The organism is Hydrocoleum sp. CS-953 (genome assembly GCF_002260545.1).
Classification (GTDB): Bacteria; Cyanobacteriota; Cyanobacteriia; order Cyanobacteriales; family Microcoleaceae; genus Trichodesmium.
Genome location: NZ_LGSU01000795.1, coordinates 1 through 4,716, shown reverse-complemented (window position 1 = coordinate 4,716; position 4,716 = coordinate 1). Strand labels below are relative to the sequence as shown.

Sequence of the window (4,716 nt, the reverse complement as noted above, 5' to 3'; positions counted from 1 at the left end):
AGTAAGAATTGAACTTCTAATATAGAACCCGGTATATCAGTGTAAAAAAGATAGAAACCGGATTTGTATTAAATGCCTCACCATACTAAAATTTACCTCCAACAAACCCAGTTTCTGATAACACTTTCATTGCTAATGGATTTGATATAAATGATANCGGTATATCAGTGTAAAAAAGATAGAAACCGGATTTGTATTAAATGCCTCACCATACTAAAATTTACCTCCAACAAACCCAGTTTCTGATAACACTTTCATTGCTAATGGATTTGATATAAATGATAACTTTTGACTTCTAACTTCAGAAATCCCCGTTAAAAAAACTTCTAACTTTTGACTTTTGACTTTTGACTTGTGAATTCATTATCTTGAGGCTCTTACTAACAATAATACTGCTACTCCAAGACCAACAAAATTTGGTAACCATCCCGCAAAAAAAGGAGTCAAAATTTCTTTTTGCCCCATTGCTCCTGTAATAAATGAAAGTAAATAATAACCAAAAATAATTATCACACTAATACCAAAGCTAGTACCTCTATTAGCCCTTCTTTGCGGTCTAATTCCTAAAGCTGCTCCTACTAAACCCATTACTAAACACACAAATGGTAAAGCAAATTTTTGTTGAATTCTGACTTGAGTTTTAACAACTTTCCGATAATTTCCACTTAGTCGCATTAAGTCTAAATATTCATAAGATTGAGCAATATTCATTTGTTTGTAAGTACGTCTTTTACCTGCTAAATCTAAAGGAGCACTAGAAAGCTTTAATTTTTGATGGTCAAACTTGACAATATTACGATATGAACCATCTGGAGATACCAGATAAATTGTCCCATTAAATAAGTCCCAAATATTTTCCGCTGAGTTCCAAGTTGCTGATTCGGAGGACACAATTTGGTCAACTCCATATTGAGAACGGTCCAAAATAGTGACCCCTTTCATATATTTACCATCAAACCTTTCGGCGTAGAATAAGCGGGTAAGTGCATCGTCTAGACTGCCGTCTGGTTGTTTGACTTTACCAAATTCTGGATAGAAAATATTTTTTTCTTTGAAAGGAGGATTTTCTTGGTCTAGAGTTTTTTCTAGAATGAGAGAGCCTTGATAGTTAGCACTAGGTACAATTACTTCATTCAGGGCAAAGCTGAAAGCAGTTACAGTCAAACTTAATATCACCGCAGGTATCACCATTCGATAGACACTAATGCCACAACTACGCAAAGCAACTATCTCACTATTACCAGACATCTGACTGTAAACCATGAGAGTAGCAAGTACCATTGCCATCGGGAATGCCAGACCAATAAATTCTGGCATTTTGAGTAGAAATACTTGAATGGCAATAGAAACAGGTAGTCCAGATTCTGTTACTTTTCGGACTAACTCAAACATTGCCCCCACTGTTATGCCAATAGATGAAAATAATCCTACACCAAAGAGGAATGGCCCAATTAATTCTGTGATGATGTAGCGGTCCATGACTGAAATTTTTGGTTCCAATCTGTGGAGGAAAAATAAAGACTTTGAGATACTACGCTCCATATACTTCAGATTTAAGGTCAAGTTCTACAATTCAGAATTGAAAGCTAGGTTGGCTGTTAATTCTGCCCTGATAAAATAGATGTTTTAGGATATTATCTAAGGTTAGCTTAATCTCAATCATAAAGTTCCGAAACTGAAAAGTGGGCCAGAGGAAATTTATTTTGGTTAATTGTGGAGATGAAGAAAGTCGATCGGTGGAGCAAGATGTTGCGACTGCTTCTAAGTATTCTTCAGGGGTAATTTTTTGATAATCTTGCGGTTAAGCGATCTTCAATAATGGATAATGGATAATTGATAATTGATAATTACCTCTCCCTAAAACGGATTGGATTGAATAAAAGGAAAATTTTTTTTGTTTCTCCTTGAAAGGAGAGGCTTGATACCTTTATTTTTCGGTAATTTTTTTCTTATTCAATATAGTTATTTGAAACTTTGTAGGTTGGTTTTGAATTTGCTCTAATTAAATAGGATATTTTAGAAGACTATCTAATAATTAACTTAATCTGAGTCCAATTTTAGGAGGCTGAAAATTATGGACCCTATTACTATTGCAATGGCGCTAGCTGCTGTATTGGGGACAAAAGCTTTGGAAAAAACTGGAGAAAATATTGGGCAGGTGGTCTGGGATAAAAGTTCTAAGTTGATGAAATGTCTGAAACAAGAATCTCCCGATACTGTGACAGCTATTGAAAAAGCTCCAGACCAACCTTTAGATTATGGTCAGGCGTTTCTGGAAATGCAGGAGGCAGCAGCTAATGCTGATGTGGCGCAAACAATACAGGAGTTAGCAGCGGCAGTAGAGGAAAATCCTCATCCAAAGTTGACTGAGGTTGTGGAAGAAATTACAGAAGCGTTAAAGTCTCTACAGTCGGAAGATGAAAAGAATGCCGACATAGTAGTAAAAGAAATTAAGGCGGAAAAAGGTGGGATAGCGATTGGAAAAAATGAGATGGGAAAAGATGGGATAGTTGGTGGCACACTCAAAATTAACAAAATTGACAAACGAACTACCATTTGACTGACTTCGCCCGAACAGGGAAAAGAATTTACTCTCAAGGAATGGCAACATATTTGTCGGGAAATGCTGAATAATCAACTAACCAGTAATTCCCTATTTCACGATGATGAGGAGGCCAAAAAACGACGGGAACAAATTTATGTCCCATTGGCACTGGTGGAACGGAAAAAATCAGAGAAACGAGAACAAGATGGGTTATCTCCCGAACAGGGAACGAAACTTTATGAACCCGAATATGAGGAAAAGCAAAGATTTACCCACAATACTTTCTTAAAAGAGATTTTACAGCAAAAACAAGGTAAAAGTCAAGGTCAAAGAATTTCTTTAATTGGGGAACCGGGGGCGGGCAAAACTACTCTGTTGCAAACTATTGCGAATTGGATATTGCAGCAAGGGTTGGGTTTGCCTGTGTGGGTTTCTTTGGCAGATTTGACTCTAGACGGGAATTTGAGGAGTCTTGAGGATTATTTGCTCAATTCTTGGCTGCCTTTTTCTCCAGATAAGCGTCAGAAAGTGGGGGAGAATTTTACCGAACAATTTGAACGGGGGCGAGTGTGGTTGTTATTGGATGGGGTGGATGAAATTGCTACTTCTGGCAGTCAGACTTTGCAAAATATTTCTCGTCAACTTTCCGGGTGGGTGGGTAAAGCGCGGGTGGTGTTGACTTGTCGTCTGAATGTTTGGCAGGCAGATGTGAATGCTTTGTCTGAATTTGAGACTTTTCGGTTGTTGGATTTTGATTATCCTCAGCAGGTGCATCAGTTTATTGATAATTGGTTTAATTCTCCTCAACCCTTCGATCCCCCCCAACCCCCCTTGGTAAGGGGGGAGCAGAGTAAGGGCGATCGCTTAAAGGTGGAATTGGGGAAAGAGGAAAAAGCGCGGGTGCGAGATTTGGTGCAAAATCCTCTGCGGTTGGCGCTGTTATGTCGGAGTTGGCAGTTATATGAGGGAAGTTTGCCGGAGACGAAGGCGGAATTGTATGGTCAGTTTGTGGAGCAGTTTTATCGGTGGAAGTCTATTCTTTTTCCAATTAAGGAAAGCAAGCAACGGGAGTTAAATCTGGCTTTGGGTAGGTTGGCAAAGGATGATATTGATTCTAGTGGAAGTCGTTTTCGGTTGCGTGAGGATTTTATTGTTGAGAGGTTGGGGGATGTTGATGATGAAAATTCTCTGTTTTACCTGGCGTTGCAAATTGGATGGCTGAATAATGTGGGGGTGGCAGCAGAGTCACCCACGAAAAAGGTGTATGCTTTTTTTCATGCGTCGTTTGAGGAATATTTTGCTGCTGTGGCGATCGCTGATTGGGATTTTTTCTTGCCTCGCGACCACAAGAATAAACCTCTGAAGGGGAGATGTTATCGAATTTTTCAGTCGGAGTGGAAGCAGGTGATTTTGTTGTGGTTGGGGCGAGAGGATGTGGAGGAAGAAGAGAAGGAGGGGTTTATTAAGGCTTTGACTAAGTTTAAGGATAAGTGTAAACACTTTTTGCTAAGGAAGAAAATTTAGATAGAGGTTTTTATGGATATCGGGCTTATTTTCTAGCTGCTGCTGGAATTGCTGAGTTTCGCAAATGTTCTAAAACTGATGAAATAGTTGAAAAAATAGTTGATTNTGTGGCGATCGCTGATTGGGATTTTTTCTTGCCTCGCGACCACAAGAATAAACCTCTGAAGGGGAGATGTTATCGAATTTTTCAGTCGGAGTGGAAGCAGGTGATTTTGTTGTGGTTGGGGCGAGAGGATGTGGAGGAAGAAGAGAAGGAGGGGTTTATTAAGGCTTTGACTAAGTTTAAGGATAAGTGTAAACACTTTTTGCTAAAGGAAGAAAATTTAGATAGAGGTTTTTATGGATATCGGGCTTATTTTCTAGCTGCTGCTGGAATTGCTGAGTTTCGCAAATGTTCTAAAACTGATGAAATAGTTGAAAAAATAGTTGATTGGAAGTACAAAGATGGTTTCTATCAAATAAAAACAGAAGCGAAGGCTGTTTTACTAGAGACTCCAAGAGAAAATACTATCAATGCTTTGGTGGATTTGTTGTGGTCTAATGCTGATGATACTCGCATGCAAGCAGCAGAAAGTTTAGGGAAAATTGACCCCGGCAATCAGAAAGCGATTGATGCTTTGGTGGATTTTTTGGGGTCTAATGCTGAT

3 protein-coding genes are annotated in these 4,716 nt (G+C 38.8%); 2 read left to right on the top strand and 1 reads right to left on the bottom strand.

Annotated features, from left to right (window positions below; translation table 11 throughout):
- Positions 1–363 precede the first annotated feature (363 nt).
- A complete protein-coding gene (locus AFK68_RS09890; RefSeq protein ID WP_094672560.1) occupies positions 364–1,542 on the bottom strand; it encodes an LptF/LptG family permease in 1,179 nt (392 codons plus the stop codon).
- A gap of 532 nt (positions 1,543–2,074) precedes the next feature.
- Between AFK68_RS09890 and AFK68_RS09885 the strand changes: the two genes are divergently transcribed.
- Together AFK68_RS09885 and AFK68_RS09880 are read left to right on the top strand one after the other, a co-directional pair.
- Positions 2,075–2,560 carry a hypothetical protein gene (locus AFK68_RS09885; RefSeq protein ID WP_094672559.1) on the top strand — a complete coding sequence of 162 codons (486 nt, stop codon included), beginning with the start codon at positions 2,075–2,077 and terminating at the stop codon, positions 2,558–2,560.
- A gap of 63 nt (positions 2,561–2,623) precedes the next feature.
- Positions 2,624–4,069: an NACHT domain-containing NTPase gene (locus AFK68_RS09880; RefSeq protein ID WP_094672558.1), complete on the top strand. Its 1,446-nt coding sequence runs from the start codon at positions 2,624–2,626 to the stop codon at positions 4,067–4,069.
- Positions 4,070–4,716 lie beyond the last annotated feature (647 nt).